Raw genomic sequence first — 26,034 nt, 5'->3', positions numbered from 1 at the left:
CGGGGCGTGGGAACCGGCGTCCCGCCGGCACCGCCGCCCGGCCCGGGAGGCGCCCGCCGGTCGTCCCGGCCTTCCCGCCCAGGCGCGGGCGACGGATCACTGCCCGCCCCTCGGCCCCCGTGGCGGCGCCGGCGGCGGGGGCTGCGGCGGCGGGGGGCCTTCGCCCCACCGGGACGACGGACGGCCCCCGGGCCGTTCCCCGGAGCGCGGTGGCCGCTCCGGGCGACGCGGGGACGGGTCCAGCGGGCCGACCACGGTCTCGGCGCCGTACAGGTCGTCCCCGTCGTCGGCCGGCCGCTCGCCCGGCGCGGCCGCCCCCGCGTCCGCGGGCCGGGCGTCCTCCGGCGCGCGCAGGTAGGGGTTGGTGTCCGGGTGCGGCGGCCGATACGGCACCCCGCCCGGCCCGTACGGCCCCGGCGACCCGTACGGAGGGGCGGCGCGCGACGCCTGGCCGGCGCTCCCGGCGTTCGGGGCATCCCCGTACGGCGACCTGGAGCCCGAGCCGTACGGCCCCGCCCCGCAGACCCCGCGGCGCCCGTCGGCCCCGCCATGCCCCGTCCCCGCGCTCCCCGGTGCCCCGGCGGGGCCCGTCCCCGTGGCATCCCGTGCCAGTGGGGTCGCCCGGCGTCCCGTCGCTCCGCTCGCCCGGGCCAGCAGCGCCCCGGCGGCCCCCGCGCCCGCGCCCCACGCGGCGCCCAGGAGCAGCGCCGCGCCGGTGTTCCCGTGCAGGACGACGCCGGCACCGAACGCGTCGATGCCGAGCACCGACAGCGAGGCGTCCACGGACACCTCCGTCAGCCGGGCCAGCAGCGGCAGCGCCACCGCGGTGGCGATCCCCAGCCGCAGCGCGCACCACCCGGCGAGACCCGGGGCGCGGGCGGCGGACGGAGCGACCGGCGTCCGTACCGCCGTCAGCACCCCCGCCAGCAGCATCAGCGACACCGCCGCCACGCCGAGCAGCCACACCCGACCGTCCAGCTCCGCCAGCCGTCCGAGCGTGACCGGCTCGTCGGCACCGGTGCTCAGCAACTCGTCCAGCGGGTCCGGCAGGAACCGGGTCAGCGCACCGGTCACCCGCCCGTCCCACGGCACGAACAGGCCGATCGGCGCGCCCAGCCAGACACCGTTGGGCGCCCCCAGCAGCGCGGCCCCCGCGATCCGGCGGGGACGGTCGTCGCCGACCGCCGCGTACGCCGCCGCCGCGTACCCCGCCGCCACCGCCGTCAGCGCCACCGTGACCAGGGCGGACACCGCCGGCCGCACCACCCGGTGCACGGCCTGCCACCCGCGCGGCAGGGGAGTGCGGCGCGAGGCCAGCAGCGCGATCAGCAGGACGCCGGCGCACCAGACCAGCCCGCCCAGCAGCGTCGGCGCGGTCTCGACGCGGAACCCGACCGCGGCCTCGGCACCGACGAGGTCACCGACCCGGTCGGGCAGCAGCCCGCCCACGTCCCCGAGGTCACCGAGCCCCGGGATCTCCACCCCGCCGCCCCCGCCACCGGGCAGGTCGTCGAGCCCGAGCGAGCCGCCGTCGATCGTGACGACGTCGTGCCCCGCCCAGGCCAGCCCGCCCAGCATCGCCACGAACAGGGCCGTCACCGCGCCCGCGCGGGCCAGCAGTTCGCCGGGCGCGACCACAACTCCCGCCGCCCGCAGGGAACGCAGGAAGAAGAACGACAGCAGCACCGCACCGACGAGACCCACGCCCAGTGGCGTGATCTCGATGGCCGTGTGCGCCTCGGCGCCTTTCAGTCCGAAGGCGGACACATCGCCGGACGGCGTGACCGACCCACCTGCGCCGAGCGCCACGGCCGCCGCCGTCATCGGCCCCAGGGCGCCCTCCGTATCCGCGTCCAGTAGATGCAGACCGAGCGCCGCGGTCCCGGCCATGCCGATCAACGCCCAGCTCACGGAGGCGATCGCGGACAGCACCACGTCCGCCCACGGCATCCTCGTGCCGTACCCCTCGTTCCCGGCGCTCGTGCACGCGCTCATGGCAGACCCCCCGATCCGCGGCGCGGTGGGGTTGCCGCGCATGTCCCCCCTCGCGTGGATTACCACTCTCCGGGCAGGTTTCAACCCCGTCAACGGAAACGGCCGGTGGGCGTGCGCCCGGTTTTCACAAGGCCCGACTTTCGGTCAGAGGGCCGGGCCTGGAATAGTTCCCCCCGATGTTCGACATCCCTAGACTCCCCGCGACGGGGGCAATTCGGGGGACAACTCAGTGGGGCATGGAGTGCCGGAACTCGTACTGGAATCAAATGGACGGACCTGGACGCTCGATCCGTCCCGGTCCTACGCGCTCGGGCGCGATCCGCAGGGGGAGCTCGTCTTCGACGACGCCAGGGTGTCCTGGCGACACGCCACGATCACCTTCAACGGCCGCAGTTGGGTCGTGGAGGACCACGGCAGCACCAACGGCACGTTCGTGCACGGCCGGCGGATCCAGCACATGGAACTCGGCGCCGGCACGGTGGTGAACCTGGGCAACGCGACCGACGGACCGCGCCTCAGCCTGACCGCCGCTCAGTCCGCCGCCGGCACGCCGCAGGCCCAGCCGCAGCAGCACCAGCCGTACGCCGCGCAGGGCGCGAACGCGGGCTGGGCGCAGCAGGCACCCGTGCAGGAGCCGCCGCGGCAGCAGACCCCGCCGCAGCAGGCGCAGGTGCCGCACCAGGCCGGCTGGCAGCAGCCGCAACAGGCCGCACCGCAGCAGCAGCCCGCACCGCAGCCGCAGCAGGCCGCGGCGCACTTCCCCCAGCAGCACGTACCCGGCGGCGCGGCGGGGGCGCCGCCGGTGTACGGGGACCGCAGCCCGACCACGTTCCACCAGTTCTCGCTCGGCCGCGTCATGCGCATCGGCCGTGCCCTGGAGAATGACCTGGTCGTCTCCGACCTCCAGGTCTCCCGCAACCACGCCGAGTTCCACGCGACGCCCGACGGCCGCATGGAGATCCGCGACCTCGGTTCGCACAACGGCACGTACGTCAACGGCCAGCCGATCACCAAGGGCGGCTCCCAGCTGCTCGGCCCGACCGACGTCGTCGGCGTCGGCCACTCGACGTTCCGCATCGTCGGCGACCGGCTCGAGGAGTTCGTCGACACCGGTGAGGTGTCCTTCTCCGCCCGCCACCTGACCGTCACGGTCGACGGCGGCAAGCAGATCCTCAAGGACGTCTCCTTCGGAGTCCCCGAGAAGTCGCTGATCGCGGTCATCGGCCCGTCCGGCTCCGGCAAGTCGACCCTGCTCAAGGCGCTCACCGGCTACCGGCCCGCCGACCAGGGCGAGGTCCTCTACGACAACCGGAACCTGTACAAGCAGTTCGCCGAGCTGCGCCAGCGCATCGGTCTGGTCCCGCAGGACGACATCCTGCACAAGGAGCTGACCGTCAAGAAGGCCCTGAAGTACGCGGCCAAGCTGCGCTTCCCGGCCGACACCACCGGTGCGGAGCGCGACGCCCGCATCGACGAGGTGCTGCGCGAGCTCAAGCTCGACATCCACAAGGACAAGAAGGTCACCTCCCTGTCCGGCGGCCAGCGCAAGCGCGTGTCCGTCGCCCTGGAGCTGCTGACCAAGCCGTCGCTGATCTTCCTGGACGAGCCCACCTCGGGCCTCGACCCGGGCATGGACCGCGACGTCATGCAGCTGCTGCGCGGCCTCGCCGACGACGGCCGCACCGTCCTCGTCGTCACCCACTCGGTGGCCGAGCTGGCGATCTGCGACAAGCTGCTGGTGATGGCCCCCGGCGGTTCCGTCGCCTACTTCGGTCCGCCCGAGGAGGCGCTGAACTTCTTCGGCTACGACACCTGGGCCGACGTCTTCTCCGCCTTCGAGAACTACCGCGACTACGACTGGGCGGGCCGCTGGAAGGGCTCGCAGCACTACCAGATGTACGCCGCGGACATCGACGCGGTCGCGCCGCAGTCCGTACAGGTCCCGCCGATGCAGGCGATGAAGCCGCCCAAGCCGCAGGGCTGGATGTCGCAGTTCGTCACGCTGGTGCGCCGCTACACCTCGGTGATCGCCTCCGACAAGGGCTTCCTCGCCCTGATGGTGATCCTGCCGGCCGTGCTCGGCGCGGTGAGCCTGCTCATCGACGCGGACAAGGGCCTGCTGCCCAACCCGGCCAACCCGAAGACCGGCCGGATCATCCCGAACGGCACCGCCACCACCGTCCTGCTGATCCTCGCGGTCGGCGCCTGCTTCGCCGGTGCCGCGAACTCCGTCCGTGAGCTGATCAAGGAGCGGGTCATCTACGAGCGGGAGCGCGCGACCGGCCTGTCACGCTCCGCGTACCTGATGTCGAAGGTGTTCGTGCTCGGTGTGATCACCGTCTTCCAGGGTCTGCTGGTCGGCGTGATCGGGTTCGCCGGCCGGGAGATCCCGCAGGAGGGCCTGATCCTCGGCAGCGCCACGATGATCGAGCTCTCGCTGCCGATCATGGCGCTGGGCTTCACCTCGATGATGTTCGGTCTGATCATCTCGTCGCTGGTGAAGACCGCGGAGAAGACCATGCCGCTGCTGGTCATGTTCGCGATCATCCAGGTCGTCTTCACCGGCTGTCTCTTCGCCCTGAACGGCGCGGTCGGCGTCAACCAGTTCTCGTACCTGATGCCGTCCCGCTGGGCGGTCGCCGCCGCCGGTGCCACGCTGGACTTCAACCGGATCAGCCCGCCCGAGGAGGGTGCCGGGACGGACCCGCTGTGGGAGCACTCCGCCGGCGCCTGGGGCCTGGACATGGCCGCGCTGATCGCCCTCGGCGTGATCTGCGGCTTCTTCGTGGCGCGCTTCCTGCGCCGCCACGAGCCCGAGGTCATGCGCAAGTAGGTCCGGCCTCACGCCCCGAAGGGCGGCACCCCGTCAGGAGGGTGCCGCCCTTCGGCGTTCGGCGGAGCGTCGGCGTGAAGAGGTCCGCGCCGACCTCAGTACGCGCTGTCGACGTTGTCCATCGAGCCGTACTTGTCCGCGGCGTAGTTGCAGGCCGCGGCGATGTTGGCGACCGGGTCGTAGATGTTCCAGGACGTACCGGGCACGTGGTAGGCCTTGAACGTCGGCGGGATGACCTGGAGCAGGCCCTTCGACGGGATGCCGTTGATGGCGTTGATGTCCCAGTCGTTGATGGCCTTCGGGTTGCCGGAGGACTCCCGGATGATGTTGCGGTGGATGCCGCTGTAGGTGCCCGGGATGTCGTGCTTGGCCATGATGGACTTGGCCTCGCGGATCCAGCCGTCGAGGTTGTTCGGGTAGGAGACCTTCTTGACCTCGGTGCGCTTGGCGGACCGGCTCGCGGTCTCCTTCGCCTCGCGCTGGGCGGCGGCCTTCTTCGCAGCGGCCTTCTTCGCGGCGGCCGCCTTCTGCTGGGCGGCGACCTGCTTCGCGGCCGCCTCCTTCTTCGCCTCGATCGCCGCGACCTTCTGGCTGGCACCGGCGAGCTGATCGGCGACGCCGGCGTGCACGTCCTTGATCTGCTGCTGGCTGCTGTACGCCACCTTGGCCGCCGGAGCGGCCTCGCTCGTGGTCGTCGTCTGCGCGCCGGCCGGGAACGCGGCGAGGGCGACGGCGGTGACGCCGAGCGTGCCGACGCCGGCGACCGCTGCCTTCTGGGCGCGGTTCAGCTGCTGAACGCGGTCCAGGGAACGACGATAACCACGGGTGAGGATGTTCTTGGGCATGGCGGGATAGACCTCTTCGAGTAGCGCGGAGGTCGCTCTCGTCCGGTGGGGACAGGGGTGCTTCCGGGGCACAAGCGCTGCGGGGCCAAACCCGCCGCACTGAGCGACGAGAGCAATTCTTAGCGGCCGCAAAATCGGGAGGCAAAGGTGTGACGTACGATCCCGGGTAGTGGATCAGGGTCCGGCAAAACAGGGCAGACAGGACCGTAGGCCCGCTCAAAACGGACGAGTCGTTCTCCTACTCCGCTTCGTACGTGACGTGCACCCTATGCGGGGGCTCACATCGGGGGCACAGCCATCTCACTGCCAGTTGCTTGAGCAATGCGATGGGTGAGGGGGTTTCCGGGCCCCTCCTACGGCAGGAGGTGGACGTCTCCGAACTCGTGCCACAGGTAGCGCCCCGCCAGCGCCGCCTCGTAGCCGCGGTCGATCGCCGCACGTCCCGCCACCGCCTCCAGCATCAGCAGATGCGACGCCTCCGGCTCGTGCAGCCCGGTCAGCAGCCCGTCCACCACCCGCACCCCGCGCTCCGGGGTGACGACCAGACCGGTCCACCCCTCCCGGGCCCGTACGACCCCGTCGTCACCGGCCGCCGACTCCACCGCCCGCACGGCTCTCCTCGTGCACCTTCCCCCACGCCCGTACCGGCCCGCGCGCGGGGGACCCCGTCGTCGGCGTCACCGCCGTCCCTCCAGCAGCGCCGGAGCCGCGTAGCGCCCGCTCGCCGGCCGCTCGTCCAGCAGCCGCAGCAGCGCCGGGACGACCTCCGCCGGGTCGGGTCGCGGACCGTCGCCGTCCGGTACGGCCGCCGCGTACAGGTCCGTCGCCATGTCCCCGGGGTCCACCGCCCACACCCGCAGCCCCGGCTCCTCGGCGGCCAGCACCGCCGCCCGCTGGTCCAGGGCCGCCTTGGACGCCCCGTAACCGCCCACGTCTCGTAGGCCTCGGCGGCGGCGTCCGAGCCGACCGTGACCACCGTGCCCGCCGCGGCCGACCGCAGCAGCGGCAGCGCCTCCTGCACCAGACCCAGCGCGGCCACCGTGTTCACCTCCAGCGCCCGGCGCAGCCCGCCCAGCGGCAGCTCCTCCAGCCGCGCCAGCGGCTCCGCGCCCAGTGCACTGGCGTTACTGAACGGCCTCGGGCACGGGCCGCAACCGCGCGGGGCCCTTCGCTCCGGGCCCCGCGACCCGGACCCCGGTCCTGGACCCGAAGACCTAGGTCCGGAGTCCCGGGCGGAGGCCGTCACGGGTCCGATCCGCGCCGTCACGGCCCGCCGGTACCGTGAGGACATGAGTCACGGCCCCCGGTCCGGCCTCGCCGCGGTGAGCTCCGCGCTGCTGGCCATGAGCAGGCACCTCGAGGTGCGCGACGTCCTCAAGACGATCGTCGCCTCGGCCCGCGAGCTGCTCGACGCCCAGTACGCGGCCCTCGGCGTCCCCGACGACCACGGCGGCTTCGCGCAGTTCGTGGTCGACGGCGTCAGCGACGAGCAGTGGAAGGCCATCGGGCCCCTCCCGCGCCAGCACGGCATCCTCGCCGCGATGCTGCGCGAGGCCCGCCCCGAGCGCCTCGCCGACGTCCGCAAGGACCCCCGCTTCGAGGGCTGGCCGTCCGCCCACCCCGATCTGGCCGACTTCCTGGGCCTGCCGATCCGGGACGGCGACGAGGTCATCGGCGCCCTGTTCCTGGCGAACAAGCTGCGCCCTGTCGGGGGGCACCCCCCACACCCCCCGTACGAGAAGCCCCGTGGCGGCTGCGGCTTCACCGAGGAGGACGAGGAGCTGCTCGGCATCCTCGCCCAGCACGCCGCGATCGCCCTCACCAACGCCCGCCTCTACGAGCGCAGCCGCGAGCTGACCATCGCCGAGGAACGCTCCCGCCTCGCCCACGACCTGCACGACGCCGTCAGCCAGAAGCTGTTCTCGCTGCGCCTGACCGCCCAGGCCGCCGCCACCCTGGTCGACCGCGACCCCGCACGCGCCAAGGGCGAGCTCCAGCAGGTCGCCGCGCTCGCCGCGGAGGCCGCCGACGAGCTGCGCGCCGCCGTCGTGGAGCTGCGCCCCGCCGCCCTGGACGAGGACGGGCTCGTCGCCACCCTCCGTACCCAGATCCAGGTCCTCGACCGGGCCCACACCGCGCGCGTGACCTTCGCCGGACACGGGGTGAAGGCACTGCCCGCCGCCCAGGAGGAGGCCGTGCTGCGCGTCGCCCAGGAGGCGCTGCACAACGCGCTGCGCCACTCCGGAGCGGAACACGTCGGCGTGACCCTGGACCGGCGCGGCCCCGGAGCCGTGCTGCGGGTCACCGACGACGGCGGCGGCTTCGACCCGCGCGCGGTGCGCCGTGCGGGACGACACCTCGGCCTGGTCTCGATGCGGGACCGGGCGAACGGCGCCGGCGGCAGGCTGACCGTGGAGTCGGCCCCCGGCCGGGGCACCACGATCGAGATGGAGGTTCCCGGTGGCTGATGCGATCAAGGTGCTGCTCGTCGACGACCACCAGGTGGTCCGCCGGGGGCTGCGCACGTTCCTGGAGGTGCAGAACGACATCGTGGTCGTGGGCGAGGCCGCCGACGGCGCCGAGGGCGTCGAACGCGCCGAGCAGCTCAAACCCGACGTGATCCTCATGGACGTCAAGATGCCGGGCATGGACGGCGTCGAGGCGCTGCGCCGGCTCCGCGAGCTGGACAACCCCGCGCGCGTGCTGATCGTCACCAGCTTCACCGAGCAGCGCACCGTCGTCCCGGCCCTGCGGGCGGGCGCGGCGGGCTACGTCTACAAGGACGTCGACCCCGACGCGCTGGCCGGCGCCATCCGCTCCGTCCGCGCCGGGCACATCCTGCTCCAGCCCGAGATCGCGGGCGCCCTTCTGTCCCAGGAGGAGGGCGGCTCCGGCCAGGGGAGAGGGAATTCCCTCACCGAACGGGAGCGGGAGGTGCTGGGCCTGATAGCGGACGGCCGGTCCAACCGGGAGATCGCCCGGGCGCTGGTCCTCTCCGAGAAGACCGTGAAGACCCACGTCTCGAACATCCTGATGAAACTCGACCTGGCGGACCGCACCCAGGCCGCGCTGTGGGCCGTACGCCACGGTGTGGCCGGCTGACCTGCCTGACGGCCCGGCCGGTACGCCGCGGCGGCCTGGAGGGTTCCCCTCCGGTCGGAGATTCATACCGTCGTGGGAATGTCACCCACATGGCGCATCCTTCTGCGCGCCGGGCCGTTCTCCAGTGCGTGCCGCGGCGAGTGCCGCGGCCATCGCTAGGGAGGGTTTCGCACGTGAAGAACCTGAAGAAGGCAGCGGCCGTGACGATGGTGGCCGGCGGGCTGATCGCCGCCGGCGCGGGCATGGCCTCCGCCACCGACGGCTCCCACGCCCACGGTCAGGCCGTCGGTTCCCCGGGCGTCGTCTCGGGCAACGTGATCCAGGCGCCGGTCCACATCCCGGTGAACGCCGTCGGCAACAGCGTCAACGTCATCGGCCTGCTGAACCCGGCCTTCGGCAACCTGGGCCTCAACCGCTGACCCCACGCCCCACGCCCCCGGCCTCCCGCCCCACCCGGGAGGCCACACGCACCCACGGCCCCGCGGTCAGCCGTCCCGCCCTCCCCGCCCAGCCTGCGGGCAGTCGTGCCGCTGGGGCGGCACGGGTGGGCGCAGGCGGCACCCCGTCAGCGCCGGGCCGCGCACCCCACCCCCGTGTCACGCCGACGCCGGGCACCCACCAAGGGACGTCACCGCTCCCGCTCCTCCACAACGGAGTTGTACGCCGCGACCTGCGCCCGCCGAGCCGTCCGCTCCACCGGCCGCAGCGCCTCCCCCCGCGCCGCCATCTCCGACGCGCTCACCGCACCCCCGTGCCCGTTCTCGTACGCCAGCGCCACCAGCGCCCCCACCCGCTGCGCCAGCTCCAGCACCCGCACCGCCCGCGGCGGATACCCCGGCGCCAGCACCTCCCGCCCCCGCTCGGCACGCACCCGGTACGCCGCCACCGCCGCCTCCGCCACCGGACCCGACCCGGCGACGTCCAACCGCGTCAGCACCTCCGTCGCGTCCCGCAGCGCCTCCGCCAGCTCCCGCTCCGCCTCTCCGAGCGACGGCACGTCCGCCGGCGGAGCCTCCCGCACCGGCAGGCAGTGCCAGACCACCTCGACGTGCACATCACCCGAGGGCCCGGCCCCGTACACCTCCGGCACCAGCCCCAGCGCGGCCCCATGACAGACCACCGCCTCCTCGGCCTCCAGCGCCCGCGCGTTGAACTCCGGCGGCCCGCTCAGCCCCAGCGGATGTCCCGGAGCGGGCAGCGCGACCCGCAGCCCGGTCGCTCCGAGCGCCCGCAACCGCCCGAGGGCCAGCGTGAGACCGACGGGCCCCGCCTCGCCCGGCAGCCCCTCCACCCGGTGCACCGCGTCCTCCCCGACGATCGCCACCGCGGCGTCATCAGGCGGGACGATTCCGGCAAGAAGGGCATTTCCCCAGGCGGCAAGGCGCCCTGCGCGTGGTTCCGAGAGCATGCCCCCACCCTAAGGACCGGACCGATGGAACAGCGAAGCCGACCGGTGGCGTAGATTTCCTGGAGGGCCTGCGCCCACCGGCGCGGCGGCCCGAGCCACAGGCGTACGCGACAGCCGAGACCGGCCACACTGCAAGGGGAGACACTGCGCTCATGAGCGATGTTCTGGAGCTTCAGGACGTATCCGTGGTCCGGGAGGGCCGGGCTCTGGTGGACCAGGTCTCCTGGTCGGTCAAGGAGGGCGAGCGCTGGGTCATCCTCGGCCCCAACGGCGCCGGCAAGACCACCCTCCTCAACGTCGCGTCCAGCTACCTCTACCCCAGCACGGGCACCGCCGCCATCCTCGGCGAGACCCTCGGCCGGCCCGGCACCGACGTCTTCGAGCTGCGCCCGCGCATCGGCATGGCCGGCATCGCCATGGCCGACAAGCTGCCCAAGCGCCAGACCGTCCTGCAGACCGTGCTGACCGCCGCCTACGGCATGACCGCCGGCTGGCAGGAGGAGTACGAGGACATCGACGAGCAGCGCGCCCGCGCCTTCCTCGACCGCCTCGGCATGACCGAGTACCTGGACCGCAGGTTCGGCACCCTCTCCGAGGGCGAGCGCAAGCGCACGCTGATCGCCCGCGCCCTGATGACCGACCCCGAGCTGCTGCTCCTGGACGAGCCGGCCGCCGGCCTCGACCTCGGCGGCCGCGAGGACCTCGTCCGCCGCCTCGGCCGCCTCGCCCGCGACCCCATCGCCCCCTCGATGATCATGGTCACCCACCATGTCGAGGAGATCGCCCCGGGCTTCACCCACGTCCTGATGATCCGTCAGGGCAAGGTCCTGGCCGCGGGCCCCCTGGAACTCGAGCTCACCTCCCGCAACCTGTCCCTCTGCTTCGGCCTCCCGCTCGTCGTCGAGCAGGTCGGCGACCGCTGGACCGCCCAGGGGCTGCCCCTCTCCTGACCGCCCCCCGTGCGCCCTGTCCCCCGTACGTGTCACGGACCTACCATGACCACGTGAACGACATCGACGCATGGGTGTGGTGGCTCGTCGCCGCGGCAGCGCTCGGAATCCCGCTCGTGGTGACCGCGATGCCGGAGTTCGGGATGCTCGCCGTCGGCGCGGTCGCGGCCGCCGTCGCCTCCGGAGTCGGGGCCGGACTCGTCGTCCAGGTACTCGTCTTCGTCCTCGTCTCGGTAGCCCTCATCGCCGTGGTGCGGCCCGTCGCCGCCAAGCACCGTTCCCAACGGCCCCAACTCGCCACCGGCGTCGACGCCCTGAAGGGCAGACAGGCCGTGGTGCTCGAGCGGGTCGACGGCAACGGCGGCCGGATCAAACTCGCCGGCGAGGTCTGGTCGGCACGCGCACTCGACACCGGCCGCGCCTACGAGGAAGGCCAGGAAGTGGACGTCGTGGACATCGAGGGGGCCACGGCGATCATCATGTGACCCCGCTCGACGCAAACGGACCGAACGCACCCCGAGTCGTGCGACGGTCTGTCAGACTCGACCAGCAAGATCTTCAACAGTCGTAGGATCAGCAGTCATCAGGGTCACCAGGACCGACAGGGTCATGGATATCCGCCGAAGCGCCCAGGCGGAGAAGGGGACGCGGAGCCACGATGCAACCGGTCATCATCGTTCTGATCATCCTGGTGGTGTTGGTCTTCATCGCCCTGATCAAGACCATCCAGGTCATTCCACAGGCCAGCGCCGCCATCGTCGAGCGCTTCGGCCGCTACACGCGGACGCTGAACGCGGGACTCAACATCGTCGTCCCCTTCATCGACACCATCCGCAACCGCATCGACCTGCGCGAACAGGTCGTCCCCTTCCCGCCGCAGCCGGTCATCACCCAGGACAACCTGGTCGTCAACATCGACACCGTCATCTACTACCAGGTGACCGACGCCCGCGCCGCGACATACGAGGTCGCCAGCTACATCCAGGCGATCGAGCAGCTCACCGTCACCACCCTGCGCAACATCATCGGCGGCATGGACCTCGAGCGGACCCTGACCTCCCGCGAGGAGATCAACGCGGCCCTGCGCGGCGTCCTCGACGAGGCCACCGGCAAGTGGGGCATCCGCGTCAACCGCGTCGAGCTCAAGGCCATCGAGCCGCCCACCTCCATCCAGGACTCGATGGAGAAGCAGATGCGCGCCGACCGGGACAAGCGCGCCGCGATCCTCCAGGCCGAAGGTGTCCGGCAGTCCGAGATCCTGCGCGCCGAGGGCGAGAAGCAATCCCAGATCCTGCGCGCCGAAGGTGAGGCCAAGGCCGCGGCGCTGCGCGCCGAGGGCGAGGCCCAGGCCGTCCGTACGGTCTTCGAGGCGATCCACGCCGGCGACCCGGACCAGAAGCTGCTCTCCTACCAGTACCTCCAGATGCTGCCGAAGATCGCCGAGGGCGACGCCAACAAGCTCTGGATCGTCCCCAGCGAGATCGGCGACGCCCTCAAGGGACTGTCCGGCGCCATGGGCAACTTCGGCGGCCTGGGCGGCGGTTCGGGCAGCGGCGGCGGCACCGCGAGCGGCTCGGTCCCCGCCCAGGAACGCCGCGAGAAGCCGAGCATCGACTGACGGACTCCCTGGAACGACGTCCCCCGCACCCCTCGGAGGTGCGGGGGACGTGCCGACATGCGGCTGAGCCGCGCAGACGGGACCGGCCGCACGCGACCGTGAGCCGTAACGCGGCCCGACCCGGCGGACGCTCTACGCCGCGTCCAGCACCAGCCACTCCGGCAGCGCTGCGAAGTCGTCTCGCGCCAGCGCCAGCAGCATCGCGTCGGCCGGCGTCGGCTCGAACGGCGTCCGCAGCAGCGGCATGCCCGCCTGCTCCGGAGTCCGGTTCGCCTTGCGGTGGTTGTCCTCCGCGCACGACGCCACCGTGTTCAGCCACGTGTCCTGCCCGCCGTGCGACCTCGGCACCACGTGGTCCACGGTCGTCGCCCGCCGGCCGCAGTACGCGCAGCGGTGCCGGTCCCGCACCAACACACCGCGCCTGGACCACGGCGCACGTCTTCGGAAGGGCACCCGCACGTACTGGCACAGTCTGATGACCCGGGGCGCCGGTATGTCCAGCGCGGCTCCGCGCATGCGCAGCTCGGGGTGGGCCTGCTCGACGACGGCCTTGTCCTGGAGCACCAGAACGACGGCTCGATTCAGCGTCACCGTCGACAGCGGCTCGAAGCTCGCGTTCAGCACCAGCGTGTCCCGCATACCAGCCCACCTCCCGTGTGCACCGGCCCACCCCCTGGCGGGCTGGGATCAACTCTGGCCGGGCACGCCGGGATGGACAACGCAATATCCGCCGCTCACCACGAGGGCCGTCCCCGCATCCCCTCCCAGGCCCCCGGCAACGAAAATGCCCGCCCCTGATCACTTCCAAGACCAGGGGCGGGCAAACGTTCCATGAACGCTCGGTTGCTCAGCTGCCGGCGGGCACCTCGTACTCACCGACGAGCTGGGCACGCCCGATCGTGTGGAACCGCAGGTTGAAGCCCACGGCGGCGGGTGTCGCGTCGGCGTCCGGGCCGAGCTTCTCCTCGTCCACGGCGTACACCGTGAAGACGTAACGGTGCGGGCCGTCCCCGGGCGGCGGGGCGGCACCGCCGAAGTCCTTGCTGCCGTAGTCGTTGCGCGCCTGAACCGCGCCCTTCGGCAGCCCCTCGAACGAGCCGCTGCCGGCGCCCGCCGGCAGCTCGGTCACCGAGGCCGGGATGTCGAACACCACCCAGTGCCAGAAGCCGCTGCCCGTGGGGGCGTCCGGGTCGTAGCACGTCACGGCGAAGCTCTTGGTCCCGGCGGGGAAGCCCTCCCACCGCAGGTGCGGCGAGGTGTTGCCGGCCGCGTGGACCTGGGCTTCCTTGAGCGCCGCCCCCTCCTGGACGTCGTCACTCGTGACCGTGAACGACGGCACGGGCGGGTGGAAGTCATGGGGGAGCGGACGCCGCTTGAGCTCGGTCACCTCGGTACCTCCTGATCGTTTGGTGCTGAGACGACCGAGCCTAGATCGTTCAGAACCAGTTCCGCTTGCTGCCGACCTCCGACAGCCACTGGTTGAGGTACGCCACCCAGTCGGTCCCCTGGTAGTCGTTCAGCCCCACCTTGAACGACCGGAAGGTGTCGCTGCCCTCGCTGAACAGACCCGGCTTCTTGTCCATCTCCAGCACGACGTCCATCGCCTGCGCGTCGGCAACGAAGCTCAGCTCGACCTGGTTCAGCCCGCGGTACTGCTGCGGCGGGAAGAACTCGATCTCCTGGTAGAACGGCAGCTGCTGCCGTGTACCCCGGATGTGACCGCGCTCCATGTCCGCGCTCTTGAAGCGGAAGCCCAGCTGGATGAACGCGTCAAGGATCGCCTTCTGCGCCGGCAGCGGGTGCACGTTGATCGCGTCCAGGTCGCCCGAGTCCACGGCACGAGCGATCTCCAGCTCGGTCGTGACCCCGATGTTCATCCCGCGCAGCGGCTGCCCGTCGATCATCGTGACCGGCGTCTCCCAGGGGATCTCCAGCCCGAACGGCACCGAATGCACCGCCTGCGCCTTCAGCTCGAAGGCGCCGCCGAGCCGCACCTTCGTGAACTCGATGTCCTGCTTGTACTCCTGGTCGCCGCTCTCGACCTCGACCTTGGCCTGCAGACCGACCGACAGACCCTCGATCCGCTGATCCACGGAACCGCCCTGGATCCGCACCTCACCCTGGACGACACCGCCCGGAACGACGTTGACCTCACTCAGCACGGTCTCCACCGAAGCTCCGCCGGCCCCCAGGCTCGCGAGCAGCTTCTTGAACGCCATGTCTCTCCCTCTCCAGGCTGTGTGTGAACCCTTGATCCCTGAAACGCGATCCGGCCGTGACCGGTTCCGCGCCCCTCACCCTGACAAGGCGGGCGCCCGCTGACCACCCCTGCGAACCGGGCCGCCTGCGTTACGCTCGGACGGCATGATCGCGACCCCCGACCGTACGCCCCTGCCCCGGGAATTCTTCGACCGGCCCGTCCTCGAGGTGGCCCCCGACCTCCTGGGCCGCACCCTCGTGCGGAACACCCCGGACGGTCCGATCGCCGTCCGCCTGACGGAGGTCGAGGCCTACGACGGCGAGAACGACCCCGGTTCCCACGCCTACCGAGGTCGCACACCCCGTAATGACGTCATGTTCGGTCCCCCCGGACACGTGTACGTCTACTTCACCTACGGCATGTGGTTCTGCATGAACCTGGTCTGCGGTCCCGAGGGCAGGTCGAGCGCGGTCCTGCTGCGTGCCGGCGAGATCGTCGAGGGCGCCGAGCTGGCCCGCACCCGCCGCCTCTCGGCCCGCAACGACAAGGAGCTGGCCAAGGGCCCGGCCCGCCTGGCCACCGCCCTCGGCGTGGACCGCGCCCTGAACGGCACGGACGCGTGCACCGACGAGGACACCCCGCTGCGGATACTCACCGGAGCCCCCGTGCCGCGCGGCCGGGTACGCAACGGCCCGCGCACCGGCGTGGCCGGCGAGGGCGGCGTCCACCCCTGGCGCTACTGGGTCGCGGACGACCCGACGGTCAGTCCGTACCGGGCGCATGTGCCCCGGCGCCGCCGGAGTTGACTCTCCCCTCCGAGGCGCGTAACGTGGCCCGAGCCGCTGGACCGGGTACGGCGTTCGCCTGCAGCCGGAGCGGCCAACCCACTACAACGATTCCCCTGGCGGGGCGGATTTCGACGTGTTCGCACGTCCGAATTCGAACCGGTCGGCTCGATTATGAGTCGGCAGGGAGATCGGCTAACGTAGTGAATGTCGAAAGGCCGACGGACGAAAGTCCGAAGTCCTTGACAAGTCCCGCCGACCGGGAATCGGGTCAGAAAAGATCTGATAGAGTCGGAAACGCAAGACCGAAGGGAAGCGCCCGGAGGAAAGCCCGAGAGGGTGAGTACAAAGGAAGCGTCCGTTCCTTGAGAACTCAACAGCGTGCCAAAAGTCAACGCCAGATATGTTGATACCCCGTCTCCGGCCGTCAGGCTGGGACGAGGTTCCTTTGAAAAAACACAGCGAGGACGCTGTGAACGGTCGGATCATTCCTCCGACTGTTCCGCTCCCGTGTGTGTCGCACCGGCGGTGTTAATTCACTGGCCGAGTAAACATTCACGGAGAGTTTGATCCTGGCTCAGGACGAACGCTGGCGGCGTGCTTAACACATGCAAGTCGAACGATGAACCACTTCGGTGGGGATTAGTGGCGAACGGGTGAGTAACACGTGGGCAATCTGCCCTGCACTCTGGGACAAGCCCTGGAAACGGGGTCTAATACCGGATACTGACCGTCACAGGCATCTGTGACGTTCGAAAGCTCCGGCGGTGCAGGATGAGCCCGCGGCCTATCAGCTTGTTGGTGAGGTAATGGCTCACCAAGGCGACGACGGGTAGCCGGCCTGAGAGGGCGACCGGCCACACTGGGACTGAGACACGGCCCAGACTCCTACGGGAGGCAGCAGTGGGGAATATTGCACAATGGGCGAAAGCCTGATGCAGCGACGCCGCGTGAGGGATGACGGCCTTCGGGTTGTAAACCTCTTTCAGCAGGGAAGAAGCGAAAGTGACGGTACCTGCAGAAGAAGCGCCGGCTAACTACGTGCCAGCAGCCGCGGTAATACGTAGGGCGCAAGCGTTGTCCGGAATTATTGGGCGTAAAGAGCTCGTAGGCGGCTTGTCACGTCGGTTGTGAAAGCCCGGGGCTTAACCCCGGGTCTGCAGTCGATACGGGCAGGCTAGAGTTCGGTAGGGGAGATCGGAATTCCTGGTGTAGCGGTGAAATGCGCAGATATCAGGAGGAACACCGGTGGCGAAGGCGGATCTCTGGGCCGATACTGACGCTGAGGAGCGAAAGCGTGGGGAGCGAACAGGATTAGATACCCTGGTAGTCCACGCCGTAAACGGTGGGCACTAGGTGTGGGCAACATTCCACGTTGTCCGTGCCGCAGCTAACGCATTAAGTGCCCCGCCTGGGGAGTACGGCCGCAAGGCTAAAACTCAAAGGAATTGACGGGGGCCCGCACAAGCGGCGGAGCATGTGGCTTAATTCGACGCAACGCGAAGAACCTTACCAAGGCTTGACATACACCGGAAAGCATTAGAGATAGTGCCCCCCTTGTGGTCGGTGTACAGGTGGTGCATGGCTGTCGTCAGCTCGTGTCGTGAGATGTTGGGTTAAGTCCCGCAACGAGCGCAACCCTTGTCCCGTGTTGCCAGCAGGCCCTTGTGGTGCTGGGGACTCACGGGAGACCGCCGGGGTCAACTCGGAGGAAGGTGGGGACGACGTCAAGTCATCATGCCCCTTATGTCTTGGGCTGCACACGTGCTACAATGGCCGGTACAATGAGCTGCGATACCGCGAGGTGGAGCGAATCTCAAAAAGCCGGTCTCAGTTCGGATTGGGGTCTGCAACTCGACCCCATGAAGTCGGAGTCGCTAGTAATCGCAGATCAGCATTGCTGCGGTGAATACGTTCCCGGGCCTTGTACACACCGCCCGTCACGTCACGAAAGTCGGTAACACCCGAAGCCGGTGGCCCAACCCCTTGTGGGAGGGAGCTGTCGAAGGTGGGACTGGCGATTGGGACGAAGTCGTAACAAGGTAGCCGTACCGGAAGGTGCGGCTGGATCACCTCCTTTCTAAGGAGCACTTCTTACCGAGTCCTTCGGGGTGAGGTCAGAGGCCAGTACATCAGCGAATGTCTGATGCTGGTTGCTCATGGGTGGAACGTTGACTACTCGGCACACTTGACCAGCTCGGTCTCCTAGTACTGCTTCGGCGTGGAACGGGATCGGGTGGCGAGGGTGTCGGGCACGCTGTTGGGTGTCTGAGGGCACGGCCGTATGGCTGGGTCTTCGGTGCCGGCCCCAGTGCACTCGGGATGTTGTCCCGGGGTGATGGGTGGTTGGTCGTTGTTTGAGAACTGCACAGTGGACGCGAGCATCTGTGGCCAAGTTTTTAAGGGCGCACGGTGGATGCCTTGGCACCAGGAACCGATGAAGGACGTGGGAGGCCACGATAGTCCCCGGGGAGTCGTCAACCAGACTTTGATCCGGGGGTTTCCGAATGGGGAAACCCGGCAGTCGTCATGGGCTGTCACCCGCTGCTGAACACATAGGCAGTGTGGAGGGAACGCGGGGAAGTGAAACATCTCAGTACCCGCAGGAAGAGAAAACAACCGTGATTCCGGGAGTAGTGGCGAGCGAAACCGGATGAGGCCAAACCTACGACGTGTGAGACCCGGCAGGGGTTGCGTCGTGGGGGTTGTGGGATCTCTCTTCTGTCGTCTGCCGGCGACAGGACGAGTCAGAAACCGTTGATGTAGGCGAAGGACATGCGAAAGGTCCGGCGTAGAGGGTAAGACCCCCGTAGTCGAAACATCAGCGGCTCGTTTGAGAGACACCCAAGTAGCACGGGGCCCGAGAAATCCCGTGTGAATCTGGCGGGACCACCCGCTAAGCCTAAATATTCCCTGGTGACCGATAGCGGATAGTACCGTGAGGGAATGGTGAAAAGTACCGCGGGAGCGGAGTGAAATAGTACCTGAAACCGTGTGCCTACAAGCCGTGGGAGCGTCGGACATCAGCTTGCTGATGTCTCGTGACTGCGTGCCTTTTGAAGAATGAGCCTGCGAGTTTGCGGTGTGTTGCGAGGTTAACCCGAGTGGGGAAGCCGTAGCGAAAGCGAGTCCGAACAGGGCGTTTCAGTAGCACGCTCAAGACCCGAAGCGGAGTGATCTAGCCATGGGCAGGTTGAAGCGGAGGTAAGACTTCGTGGAGGACCGAACCCACCAGGGTTGAAAACCTGGGGGATGACCTGTGGTTAGGGGTGAAAGGCCAATCAAACTCCGTGATAGCTGGTTCTCCCCGAAATGCATTTAGGTGCAGCGTCGTGTGTTTCTTGCCGGAGGTAGAGCACTGGATAGGCGATGGGCCCTACCGGGTTACTGACCTTAGCCAAACTCCGAATGCCGGTAAGTGAGAGCACGGCAGTGAGACTGTGGGGGATAAGCTCCATGGTCGAGAGGGAAACAGCCCAGAGCATCGACTAAGGCCCCTAAGCGTACGCTAAGTGGGAAAGGATGTGGAGTCGCACAGACAACCAGGAGGTTGGCTTAGAAGCAGCCACCCTTGAAAGAGTGCGTAATAGCTCACTGGTCTAGTGATTCCGCGCCGACAATGTAGCGGGGCTCAAGCGTACCGCCGAAGTCGTGTCATTGCAGCATGTAGCCCCAACGGGCGCTGTGATGGGTAGGGGAGCGTCGTCTGCCGGGTGAAGCAGCACCGGAAGGTAGTTGTGGACGGTTGACGAGTGAGAATGCAGGCATGAGTAGCGATACAAACGTGAGAAACGTTTGCGCCGATTGACTAAGGGTTCCTGGGTCAAGCTGATCTGCCCAGGGTAAGTCGGGACCTAAGGCGAGGCCGACAGGCGTAGTCGATGGATAACCGGTTGATATTCCGGTACCCGCTGTGAAGCGTCAAACATCGAGCATCGTGATGCTAAGGCCGTGAAGCCGTTCCGGACCCTTCGGGGAAAGGAAAGTGGTGGAGCCGCTGAACCAAGCGGTTAGTAGGTGAGTGATGGGGTGACGCAGGAAGGTAGTCCATCCCGGGCGGTGGTTGTCCCGGGGTAAGGGTGTAGGCCGTGCGATAGGCAAATCCGTCGCACTTGTGGCTGAGACCTGATGCCGAGCCGATTGTGGTGAAGTGGATGATCCTATGCTGTCGAGAAAAGCCTCTAGCGAGTTTCATGGCGGCCCGTACCCTAAACCGACTCAGGTGGTCAGGTAGAGAATACCGAGGCGTTCGGGTGAACTATGGTTAAGGAACTCGGCAAAATGCCCCCGTAACTTCGGGAGAAGGGGGGCCACGTCTGGTGACGAGTCTTGCACTCTGAGCTGGGTGTGGCCGCAGAGACCAGCGAGAAGCGACTGTTTACTAAAAACACAGGTCCGTGCGAAGCCGTAAGGCGATGTATACGGACTGACGCCTGCCCGGTGCTGGAACGTTAAGGGGACCGGTTAGCTCCATTTCGGTGGGGCGAAGCTGAGAACTTAAGCGCCAGTAAACGGCGGTGGTAACTATAACCATCCTAAGGTAGCGAAATTCCTTGTCGGGTAAGTTCCGACCTGCACGAATGGCGTAACGACTTCTCGACTGTCTCAACCATAGGCCCGGTGAAATTGCACTACGAGTAAAGATGCTCGTTTCGCGCAGCAGGACGGAAAGACCCCGGGACCTTTACTACAGTTTGATATTGGTGTTCGGTTCGGCTTGTGTAGGATAGCTGGGAGACTTTGAAGTCCATACGCCAGTATGGGTGGAGTCGTCGTTGAAATACCAGTCTGGTCGTGCTGGATGTCTAACCTGGGTCCGTGATCCGGATCAGGGACAGTGTCTGATGGGTAGTTTAACTGGGGCGGTTGCCTCCTAAAGAGTAACGGAGGCGCCCAAAGGTTCCCTCAGCCTGGTTGGCAATCAGGTGTTGAGTGTAAGTGCACAAGGGAGCTTGACTGTGAGACCGACGGGTCGAGCAGGGACGAAAGTCGGGACTAGTGATCCGGCGGTGGCTTGTGGAAGCGCCGTCGCTCAACGGATAAAAGGTACCCCGGGGATAACAGGCTGATCTTCCCCAAGAGTCCATATCGACGGGATGGTTTGGCACCTCGATGTCGGCTCGTCGCATCCTGGGGCTGGAGTCGGTCCCAAGGGTTGGGCTGTTCGCCCATTAAAGCGGTACGCGAGCTGGGTTTAGAACGTCGTGAGACAGTTCGGTCCCTATCCGCTGTGCGCGTAGGAGTCTTGAGAAGGGCTGTCCCTAGTACGAGAGGACCGGGACGGACGAACCTCTGGTGTGCCAGTTGTCCTGCCAAGGGCATGGCTGGTTGGCTACGTTCGGGAGGGATAACCGCTGAAAGCATCTAAGCGGGAAGCCTGCTTCGAGATGAGGACTCCCACCCACTTGATGGGGTAAGGCTCCCAGTAGACGACTGGGTTGATAGGCCGGATCTGGAAGCACCGTGAGGTGTGGAGGTGACCGGTACTAATAGGCCGAGGGCTTGTCCTCAGTTGCTCGCGTCCACTGTGTTAGTTCTGAGGCAACGACCGTTGCCGGCTTTGAGTAGAACGCACAATTGAAGAGTGTGCTTGTTCGCTCGAAACCATTAGGGTTTCGGTGGTCATAGCGTAGGGGAAACGCCCGGTTACATTTCGAACCCGGAAGCTAAGCCTTACAGCGCCGATGGTACTGCAGGGGGGACCCTGTGGGAGAGTAGGACGCCGCCGAACAATCTTTGGGAAGGACCCCTGGTCCCCAGCGTTCAGCTGGGGACCAGGGGTCCTTTCGTTTTTCCAGGGCGCACCGGGTACCCGGTGCGCGAAAATGATTTTGCGGTACCGAAGACAGGAGTCACCGATGTCCACCAACTCTCCCGACGATCGACCGGAGCGCGACCAGCGGCGACGGGACAGTGGGGACCGCGGTGACCGTGGCGGTCAGCGCGGCGACCGCGGCGGTTTCCGTCGCGACGACCGCGGCGGCTACGGCCGCCGTGAGGGCGGCGACCGCGATCGGGGCGGCTTCCGCAGGGATGACCGCCGCGACGACCGCCGTGATGACCGCAGCGGTGACCGCAGCGGTGACCGTCGGGACGATCGCGGCGACCGTGGCGGCTTCCGCCGCGACGACAACCGCGGTGGCGGATACGGGCGTCGCGACGGCCGTGACCGTGGCCCGCGGCGCGACGACCGTGGCGGCTTCCGTCGTGACGACCGTCGTGACGACCGCGGCGACCGTCCGTCCTTCCGTCGGGACGACCGGGGTGACCGCGGAGACCGTCCCGTCTTCCGCCGCGACGAGCGTCGCGATGACCGCGGTGAGCGTGGTGGCTTCGGCCGGCGCGACGACCGGCGGAGTGACGACCGCGGGCCGCGCAGTGACTTCCGCCGGGATGACCGTCGTGACGATCGCGGTGACCGCGGCGGCTTCCGCCGTGACGACAACCGCGGTGGTGGGTACGGGCAGCGGGACGACCGTGGTCCGCGGCGCGACGAGCGTGGCGGCTTCCGTCGTGACGACCGCGGCGACCGTCCGTCCTTCCGTCGGGACGACCGGCGTGACGACCGGGGGGACCGTCCGTCCTTCCGTCGTGACGAGCGTCGCGACGACCGTGGCGATCGTCCGTCCTTCCGTCGGGACGACCGGCGTGACGACCGCGGTGACCGCGGCGACCGTCCGTCCTTCCGTCGCGACGACCGTGGCGATCGTCCGTCCTTCCGTCGGGACGACCGGCGTGACGACCGGGGGGACGACCGGGGGGACCGTCCGTCCTTCCGTCGTGACGACCGCCGGGACGACCGTGGCGACCGTCCCGGCTTCCGTCGGGACGACCGGCGTGACGACCGTGGTGGCTTCGGGCGGCGCGACGACAGCCGTGGTGGCGACCGTGGCGGGTTCCGGGACCGGGACGACCGCGGCGGACGCGGTCCCCGTCGCGACGACCGCGGCGGCCGGCCCGGTGGCTTCCGCGGACGCGACGACCGGCAGGGCGGCGGCGGTCGCTTCCGCGAGGAGCGCGACCGTGACCGCGACCGGGAGCCGATCAAGCGGCTGCCGATCCCGGACGACGTCACCGGCGAGGAGATCGACAAGGACGTACGGCAGGAACTGCAGAGCCTGCCCAAGACGCTCGCGGAGGACGTCGCCAGGAACCTGGTGATGGTGGCCCGGCTCCTCGACGAGGACCCGGAGGCCGCGTACGGCTACTCCAAGGTGGCCCTGCGACTGGCGTCACGTGTGGCCGCTGTGCGCGAGGCCGGCGGTTTCGCCGCGTACGCCAACCAGAAGTACGGCGAGGCCCTGGCCGAGTTCCGGGCCGCCCGGCGGATGACCGGCACCGTGGAGCTGTGGCCGGTCATGGCCGACTGCGAGCGCGGCCTCGGCCGCCCGGAGAAGGCGCTGGACATGGCCGGTGCCCCCGAGGTGCAGAAGCTGGACAAGGCCGGGCAGGTCGAGATGCGGCTCGTCGCGGCCGGCGCCCGGCGCGACATGGGCCAGCTGGACGCGGCCATCGTGACGCTGCAGAGCCCCGAGCTGGCCTCCAACTCCGTCCAGCCGTGGACCGCGAGACTGCGGTACGCCTACGCGGACGCGCTGCTCGCCGCCGGCCGGGAACGCGAGGCACGGGAGTGGTTCGCCAAGGCCGTGGAGTCCGACCGGGACAGCAGCACGGACGCCTCCGACCGCCTCGCCGAGCTGGACGGGGTGGAGTTCGTGGACGCCCTTGACGAGCGCGAGGACGACGACGCCCGCCGGAGCGACGTCGACGGTCCGTCCCACGACGACGTAGAGGACGGCGAGGACGGCGAGGACGGCCGGAAGGACTGACGTCCACGAGGCATGACGAAGGGGCGGGACCGGCACACGGTCCCGCCCCTTCGTCATGCCGGGTCACAGATCCAGCGCGCGCAGCACCAGTCCCGACGCCGGCTTCGGGCCGAACGACGTCGACTTGCGGGGCATCGTGACACCCTGCCGGGCCAGGTCGCGGACGACCTCCTCGCGCACGGGGTGCATCAGTACGGCGGTACCCCCGTCGTGTTCCGCCTTCTCGACCGTGGCCGCCGTGTCGTGGATGTACGAGATGTGCGCCGCGGAATCCTCGGGGACGTGCCAGACGTGGGCGAGGAGCGTGGCGTGCAGGACGGTCGCGTCCAGGGTGCGCCAGGCCTCGGGCCGGCCGGTGGGGACCGTGCGGGCCAGCAGGCCCGCGTCCGGCCGGTCGACCAGGTGGAAGGCGCCGTCGCCGGCGAGCAGGAACGCGTTGCCCGCGCCGGCCGCCTCCGCCAGGGCGTTCAGGGCCTCGGGCAGGGGGATTTCCAGGCGCCGGACGCGGAAGTGGCCGTCCAGGGCCGCCACCGCCTCGCTCACCGGCAGGCCGTGCAGCAGGCGGTGGATGGCACGGACCCGGAGCGGATAGCGGGCCGTGTCGACCAGTAGGACGAGGCCGTGGTCCCAGGGACTGGGGGAGGGGTGCTCCGCGCGGAGCTTGCGGTAGGTCGCCCAGCGGTGGTGACCGTCGGCGATCAGCGCCTGGTGCTCCGCCAGTTCGGCCCGGACACGGGCCACGTCGTCCGGATCGGTCAGCGACCACAGGCGGTGGGAGAAGCCGTCCTCCGTGGTCGTCGACAGGAGTGGCGGCCGGCCGGCGGCGCGCTCCACGACGGTGGTCGTCGCCGCCGTCGCGCCGTTGCCCCGGTAGGTCAGCAGCAGCGGCTCGAGATTCGCCGACGTGGCCCGCATCAGCGCCGCGCGGTCGGCGACGACCCGCGACATGACGTCCTCGTGCGGCAGCACCACCCCGTCCGCGGGGTCGGACACCCGCAGGGCGCCGATGATGCCGCGCTGCAGCAGGCCCGTACCGTCGCGTTGCTCGTACACGTACAGGCCCGGTTCCGCGTCGGCGGTGAGGACGCCCTCGGACCGCCAGCGGCGCAGCGTGTCGGCGGCCTGCTCGTTGCGGGCCTCCGGCGTGGCGGCCTGGGGCAGGATCAGCCGGACGATGTTGTACGGGTCGGCGGACTCGAGATGGAGCAGCCCGTCGGGGCGGACCACGACGTCGTACGGAGGGGATGTCACGGCGGCCAGACTGCCGACCCGGTCGGGGTCGTAACGGAGGCCTCGGAACGGGGTGAGTTCCAGGCCCCGGGGCGCCGTTGCTTCCGGGTGACCCGCAGTATCCATCCCGGCATCGTACGTGTGACGGTGCCATGAGGGATGATCGGGGGAAAGGCGAACGAAGAGGAGCGATGCGCAATGGGCCGCAGCGTCAGGACGAGCCCCGACGGCAGCGACCGGGGCCTGAGCGAGGCGTACGACACGGCGCTGCTGGACCTGGACGGCGTGGTGTACGCCGGGGGGAACGCGATCGCGCACGCGGTGGAGTCCCTCGCCACGGCCGGATCGGGCGGCATGCACCTGGCGTACGTCACGAACAACGCGCTGCGGACGCCCGACGCGGTCGCCGCGCACCTGAGTGAACTGGGCATACCGACGGACGCGGGCGACGTCATCACCTCGGCGCAGGCGGTCGCGCGGCTGATCGCCGAGCAGGTGCCGTCGGGCGCGCGGGTGCTGGTGATCGGCGGGGAGGGGCTGCGCGTCGCGCTGCGCGAGCGCGGGCTCGAGCCGGTCGAGTCGGCGGACGACGACCCCGCGGCCGTGGTGCAGGGCTTCGGCGGGCCCGAGCTGCCGTGGGGACGCTTCGCCGAGGCGTGCTACGCGATCGCGCGGGGCGTGCCGTGGTACGCCTCCAACACCGACCTCACGATCCCGGGTGCCCGGGGGATCGCGCCGGGCAACGGGGCGGCGGTGGAGGTCGTGCGGATCGCCACCGGGGCCGACCCCCAGGTCGCGGGGAAGCCGTTGCCCCCCATGCACCGGGAGACGATCCTGCGGACCGGCGCGAAGCGGCCCCTGGTGGTCGGGGACCGGCTGGACACCGACATCGAGGGCGCGTTCAACGGGGACGTCGACTCGCTGCTCGTCCTGACCGGCGTGACCGACGGCCGCCAGTTGCTGGCCGCGCCCCCGCAGCACCGGCCGACGTACGTGGACGCCGACCTGCGCGGACTGCTCACCGGGCAGCCGGAGGTCACGGGGGACGCGGACGGCGGGTTCCGCTGCGGCGGCTGGACGGCGACCGCGGGCGACGAACGGCTGGAGCTGGACGGCGACGGCGAGGCGCTGGACGGTCTGCGCGCGCTGTGCGCGGCGGCCTGGACGGCGGGCGGGGAGAACGGATGCACGCTGGACGGGGGCAAGGCGCTGGCGCGGCTCGGGCTGTGAGCCGGGGTC

At 69.4% G+C, this 26,034-nt stretch carries 17 protein-coding genes, 3 rRNA genes and 3 pseudogenes; 14 read left to right on the top strand and 9 right to left on the bottom strand.

Annotated features, from left to right (window positions below; genetic code table 11):
- Positions 1 to 96: 96 nt before the first annotated feature.
- Complete coding sequence (locus AC0VYN_RS25695; protein WP_475532866.1) at positions 97 to 1,995, bottom strand: streptophobe family protein; 1,899 nt, start codon at positions 1,993 to 1,995, stop codon at positions 97 to 99.
- Positions 1,996 to 2,236: 241 nt separating this feature from the next.
- On the opposite strand from AC0VYN_RS25695, the gene AC0VYN_RS25690 reads away from it, so the two are divergent.
- The gene (locus AC0VYN_RS25690) at positions 2,237 to 4,828 is read left to right on the top strand and encodes an ABC transporter ATP-binding protein/permease (protein WP_475532865.1); all 2,592 of its coding nucleotides are present in this window, start codon (positions 2,237 to 2,239) and stop codon (positions 4,826 to 4,828) included.
- Positions 4,829 to 4,923: 95 nt separating this feature from the next.
- Here AC0VYN_RS25690 and AC0VYN_RS25685 read toward each other — a convergent pair whose 3' ends face one another.
- The 3 genes and pseudogenes from AC0VYN_RS25685 to AC0VYN_RS25675 form a co-directional block, all read right to left on the bottom strand.
- Positions 4,924 to 5,673: a transglycosylase SLT domain-containing protein gene (locus tag AC0VYN_RS25685; RefSeq protein ID WP_475532864.1), complete on the bottom strand. Its 750-nt coding sequence runs from the start codon at positions 5,671 to 5,673 to the stop codon at positions 4,924 to 4,926.
- 300 nt (positions 5,674 to 5,973) lie between these two features.
- Positions 5,974 to 6,290 (bottom strand): annotated as a pseudogene (locus tag AC0VYN_RS25680) (S-adenosylmethionine:tRNA ribosyltransferase-isomerase); the annotation flags it as partial.
- Between the two features lie 60 nt (positions 6,291 to 6,350).
- Positions 6,351 to 6,802 (bottom strand): annotated as a pseudogene (locus AC0VYN_RS25675) (SDR family NAD(P)-dependent oxidoreductase); the annotation flags it as partial.
- Positions 6,803 to 6,962: 160 nt separating this feature from the next.
- On the opposite strand from AC0VYN_RS25675, the gene AC0VYN_RS25670 reads away from it, so the two are divergent.
- The 3 genes from AC0VYN_RS25670 to chpE all read left to right on the top strand — a co-directional run bounded on the left by AC0VYN_RS25670 (position 6,963) and on the right by chpE (position 9,194).
- Entirely contained in the window at positions 6,963 to 8,141 is a 1,179-nt protein-coding gene (locus AC0VYN_RS25670) for a GAF domain-containing sensor histidine kinase (protein ID WP_475532863.1), read from the top strand.
- Entirely contained in the window at positions 8,134 to 8,775 is a 642-nt protein-coding gene (locus tag AC0VYN_RS25665; protein WP_475532862.1) for a response regulator, read from the top strand. The genes AC0VYN_RS25670 and AC0VYN_RS25665 overlap by 8 nt, the downstream gene beginning before the upstream one ends.
- Before the next feature lie 173 nt (positions 8,776 to 8,948).
- Positions 8,949 to 9,194: a chaplin ChpE gene (gene chpE / locus AC0VYN_RS25660; protein ID WP_451690204.1), complete on the top strand. Its 246-nt coding sequence runs from the start codon at positions 8,949 to 8,951 to the stop codon at positions 9,192 to 9,194.
- Between the two features lie 209 nt (positions 9,195 to 9,403).
- Here the strand turns inward: chpE and AC0VYN_RS25655 are convergent, their stop codons facing one another.
- On the bottom strand, positions 9,404 to 10,183 hold the full coding sequence (locus AC0VYN_RS25655; RefSeq protein ID WP_475532861.1) for a hypothetical protein: 780 nt from the start codon (positions 10,181 to 10,183) through the stop codon (positions 9,404 to 9,406).
- Between the two features lie 152 nt (positions 10,184 to 10,335).
- On the opposite strand from AC0VYN_RS25655, the gene AC0VYN_RS25650 reads away from it, so the two are divergent.
- From AC0VYN_RS25650 to AC0VYN_RS25640, 3 genes are all read left to right on the top strand, one after another.
- Positions 10,336 to 11,133 (top strand): ABC transporter ATP-binding protein, encoded by a 798-nt coding sequence (locus tag AC0VYN_RS25650; RefSeq protein WP_475532860.1) that lies wholly within the window; start codon positions 10,336 to 10,338, stop codon positions 11,131 to 11,133.
- A gap of 53 nt (positions 11,134 to 11,186) precedes the next feature.
- Positions 11,187 to 11,618 carry an NfeD family protein gene (locus AC0VYN_RS25645; protein WP_385467542.1) on the top strand — a complete coding sequence of 144 codons (432 nt, stop codon included), beginning with the start codon at positions 11,187 to 11,189 and terminating at the stop codon, positions 11,616 to 11,618.
- 173 nt (positions 11,619 to 11,791) lie between these two features.
- A complete protein-coding gene (locus tag AC0VYN_RS25640; RefSeq protein WP_385467539.1) occupies positions 11,792 to 12,751 on the top strand; it encodes an SPFH domain-containing protein in 960 nt (319 codons plus the stop codon).
- 132 nt (positions 12,752 to 12,883) lie between these two features.
- Here AC0VYN_RS25640 and AC0VYN_RS25635 read toward each other — a convergent pair whose 3' ends face one another.
- From AC0VYN_RS25635 to AC0VYN_RS25625, 3 genes are all read right to left on the bottom strand, one after another.
- Positions 12,884 to 13,390 carry an HNH endonuclease gene (locus AC0VYN_RS25635; RefSeq protein WP_385467537.1) on the bottom strand — a complete coding sequence of 169 codons (507 nt, stop codon included), beginning with the start codon at positions 13,388 to 13,390 and terminating at the stop codon, positions 12,884 to 12,886.
- Between the two features lie 208 nt (positions 13,391 to 13,598).
- The gene (locus AC0VYN_RS25630; protein ID WP_475532859.1) at positions 13,599 to 14,138 is read right to left on the bottom strand and encodes a YbhB/YbcL family Raf kinase inhibitor-like protein; all 540 of its coding nucleotides are present in this window, start codon (positions 14,136 to 14,138) and stop codon (positions 13,599 to 13,601) included.
- Between the two features lie 49 nt (positions 14,139 to 14,187).
- Positions 14,188 to 14,970: a sporulation protein gene (locus AC0VYN_RS25625; RefSeq protein ID WP_475532858.1), complete on the bottom strand. Its 783-nt coding sequence runs from the start codon at positions 14,968 to 14,970 to the stop codon at positions 14,188 to 14,190.
- Positions 14,971 to 15,115: 145 nt separating this feature from the next.
- Between AC0VYN_RS25625 and AC0VYN_RS25620 the strand changes: the two genes are divergently transcribed.
- The 6 genes and pseudogenes from AC0VYN_RS25620 (at position 15,116) to AC0VYN_RS25595 (ending at position 23,565) form a co-directional block, all read left to right on the top strand.
- The gene (locus AC0VYN_RS25620) at positions 15,116 to 15,757 is read left to right on the top strand and encodes a DNA-3-methyladenine glycosylase (RefSeq protein WP_475532857.1); all 642 of its coding nucleotides are present in this window, start codon (positions 15,116 to 15,118) and stop codon (positions 15,755 to 15,757) included.
- A 533-nt stretch (positions 15,758 to 16,290) separates the two neighbouring features.
- Positions 16,291 to 17,816 (top strand): 16S ribosomal RNA (locus AC0VYN_RS25615).
- Positions 17,817 to 18,125: 309 nt separating this feature from the next.
- Positions 18,126 to 21,246: ribosomal RNA gene (locus AC0VYN_RS25610) — 23S ribosomal RNA — on the top strand.
- 104 nt (positions 21,247 to 21,350) lie between these two features.
- A 5S ribosomal RNA gene (gene rrf / locus AC0VYN_RS25605) occupies positions 21,351 to 21,467 on the top strand.
- The 16S, 23S and 5S rRNA genes sit together here, the layout of an rRNA operon.
- Before the next feature lie 373 nt (positions 21,468 to 21,840).
- Positions 21,841 to 22,632, top strand: a pseudogene (locus AC0VYN_RS25600) (hypothetical protein); the annotation flags it as partial.
- A gap of 156 nt (positions 22,633 to 22,788) precedes the next feature.
- Positions 22,789 to 23,565: a tetratricopeptide repeat protein gene (locus AC0VYN_RS25595; protein ID WP_475536990.1), complete on the top strand. Its 777-nt coding sequence runs from the start codon at positions 22,789 to 22,791 to the stop codon at positions 23,563 to 23,565.
- Positions 23,566 to 23,628: 63 nt separating this feature from the next.
- On the opposite strand, the gene AC0VYN_RS25590 is transcribed toward AC0VYN_RS25595, so the two are convergent.
- Positions 23,629 to 24,921: a DUF1015 domain-containing protein gene (locus tag AC0VYN_RS25590; protein WP_475532856.1), complete on the bottom strand. Its 1,293-nt coding sequence runs from the start codon at positions 24,919 to 24,921 to the stop codon at positions 23,629 to 23,631.
- Positions 24,922 to 24,993: 72 nt separating this feature from the next.
- Between AC0VYN_RS25590 and AC0VYN_RS25585 the strand changes: the two genes are divergently transcribed.
- Positions 24,994 to 26,025, top strand: a complete 1,032-nt coding sequence (locus AC0VYN_RS25585; RefSeq protein ID WP_386926765.1) for an HAD hydrolase-like protein — start codon at positions 24,994 to 24,996, stop codon at positions 26,023 to 26,025.
- The last annotated feature ends 9 nt before the right edge of the window (positions 26,026 to 26,034 follow it).

This window comes from Streptomyces sp. 63XJN7_1_ISO-PGPR-S23-121 (genome assembly GCF_056173025.1).
The sequence above is the reverse complement of the archived record's forward strand: the minus strand, read 5'-3'. Positions and strand labels throughout refer to the sequence as shown.